This window comes from Pseudomonas sp. NPDC087614 (assembly GCF_044743485.1).
GTDB lineage: Bacteria > Pseudomonadota > Gammaproteobacteria > Pseudomonadales > Pseudomonadaceae > Aquipseudomonas > Aquipseudomonas baetica_A.
In genome coordinates, this window is sequence record NZ_JBIUWN010000166.1 from 1 (window position 1) to 2,643 (window position 2,643).

Genomic DNA, 2,643 nt, shown 5'->3' on the forward strand with positions numbered 1-2,643 from the left:
GTATGACCTCATCACCCTCAAGTGCAACGGCGAACTGCTGGAACCCAAGCCCAAGGTCAATCAGAATCAGGCGCCGCAACCGCCGAACCCCGGTGGCGAAACCCCCATCACCATTTGCTTCACCGTCACCCGCGCCTTTCTGGACCAGGCGAAACGGCTGGATAAAAAACTGCATTTCTCCTACACCGTCACCGACCAGCTCGGCAACGGCCCGGACACGCCGTGGTCGCCGGTGCAGAGCGTGGATGAGGATCTGGATGGCACGCGCCTCCCGATGGCGATCCTGTTGGAGCGGATGGAGGATTATCCCGGCGACGACGCCGAGGAAATCGATCTGGTGAAACTGGCGGGCAAGCCATTGCTGCTGGTGGTTCTGACGACAGACCCGCGCTTTGTCGCGGGCTATGAAGTCATCGCGACGTACACAGCGAAAAACACGGGACAGCCCGCTGATGTGGTGGTAACCATCAGCGGCAAAGTCGAAGCGGATCCGTTCGGGCAGAAAAAACCCTGCATCCTTGAAGTGCCCAACAACAAGATCTTTGCCGGTAGCGACGTCAGCGTGACGTACGAATTGAGCGAGCCAAACGGCGATCTGGTGGGCACTTCCAAACCGGCGACCGGCACCGTGACGGGATCGACTCCGGAGGATTTGCTACCGCCGTTTCTGGTCGCTCCGGCCATCAACCCTATCGACGTGTTGGCCTATCCGAATGGAGTGACGGTACGTATCGAGCACCTACAGGCGCGGGACGGCGACCGGGCACGACTGGTTGAGGTCAATCCACCAGCGGGCTCGCCGCAGTTTCCGTTGGTGGAGTTCAACAGCGAAAAACAGGTGGATACCGTGTTGAGCGCGGCGTTTATGGCGGCGCGACATGGAAAGGACATTGGGTTTCGCTGGAATTTGAATCGCAACGGTGGGCAGGCCGGGAGATCGCCAGTGGCGACATTTAGTGTATTGAAGATGGCCGATGGAGATTCGCGGTTGCCAACACCATGTATTGCTGGTGAAACGAGTAATTCTCTGGATGTGACAAAGTTACTGAGTCGCGACCTACTACAATCCGTTAAATGGTTACATCAAACACCCGGGCAAACGGTGTGGGGCGTGTATGAAGGGATTAGCGATAAAGGCGAAGCCATTACGTGCACCGAACCCAATGGGGAACCCATTAAGCTAATTGGCGATTTCGAATGGCCAATCCCCGTTAAATGGTTGAAAACCCTGCAACACGGCAGCGATCTTTGCGTCAAACTCATGATCAACTCTAATGGAACATCAGACCGTTCAGAAGCCGTGAGCACTCCGACACGCGTGTACAGGGTCCAGAGACAAATCCTTCAATTAACAGAAAGCTTTAATTCATTTCCTCCCTTCTTAAGTACTGAGGAGGGAGAGTTCATAACGCCCAACATTACAATCACAACCAAGAAAACCTCGTCAGCCGGTATCGCTTGGGCAATTCAAACGACTGAAGGCGAGAATTACTTTCCAGCAAAAGTAGACGGCAGGCACTTCGAGATAAACGCAGCAAAAACCGAGTTTAATTTTGGCAGAACGTGTTCGCGGGTCAGTTTTTGGTACACACACGTTGACTATGGTAATCACAGAGTCGAAGTTCGCGATGACACCGGATTTTTATTGGACTCAAGAATCTTGCAACGCAATAGAGGAGTAAGAGCAGATCAACTCGTATTCAATCACGACAACATATATAGCATCATCGTCATCCCCGACTCCTCGGAAGCGCTGGTATTTGACAACTTTGAACTCACCACACAATAAGCCCCCCCGATTTTTCGCCTTTTAAACTGGAGTGTTTAAAAGAAATCTCAAGACACGCCTTCAAGGCTACAAATTCTTGCGCCATTGCCTACAGCTACGCCAGAATCCGCCGGCTTGTGCGTCTTGGGGTCGGGTTCTATTGTGGTGCGGTCGCTGACGAATCAGCGATCGGGTTTAGCGATCCGATACCTTACAGACGCTCAATCCCCAGTCTCAATTGCAGCATTGTCTATCTGCACTTGGCGTCATGGTGGCTGTGCGTGGGAGACCTTCGGGTCTACCCGGGGTTTCTGTGACCCGGATCGCTAACCCGCGTACAGCCGCCACCTTTACTTGTTTAGCGATGAGCCGTGGCGGCTAAATCAACCACGGAGTTTCACCATGATCAAACCAACACCCAACCCACCCGAAACCGATCTCGCCTCCCCCTACGAATCCCTCGATTCCAAAAAACTCAACGACGCCGCCGAACGCGCCCTCGATCATTACCTCTGCCCACCCGGCTCGACCCCACCGCCGCGCAAAACCCGCCGGATGTACGCCGTTACCGCAGACTTCAAAAACGAGGAACTGCTGGCCGATGCCAGCGAAACCCTCGCCTCCGCCAGAACCATCGCCCATGACTTCGCCCACCTCATACCCGCGTCGCAACGACGGACGCTGCTGGGTATCGCGCAATTGATCATGCTCGGCGAGCTGGCGGTGAATCGGGTGATGGATAATCTGGAGCTGCCGCAGTAGCGCCCTCTGACCCATGATCCCTGTGGGAGATTCTATGGTTCATGCCTAGCCCCTAAACCGCTTTAGGGGAGTATTCGCTCTGGTTTTTCAACAGAGCAAATACCACCCGGGCA

General features: G+C 54.5%; 1 protein-coding gene and 1 pseudogene. Both read left to right on the plus strand.

Going from position 1 to position 2,643, the window contains the following annotated elements:
- Nucleotides 1-1,789 (plus strand): annotated as a pseudogene (locus ACIOWA_RS27740) (hypothetical protein); the annotation flags it as partial.
- Nucleotides 1,790-2,170: 381 nt separating this feature from the next.
- Nucleotides 2,171-2,530, plus strand: coding sequence for a DUF6124 family protein (locus ACIOWA_RS27745; RefSeq protein ID WP_008083868.1), 360 nt, complete (start codon nucleotides 2,171-2,173; stop codon nucleotides 2,528-2,530).
- Nucleotides 2,531-2,643: the final 113 nt, after the last annotated feature.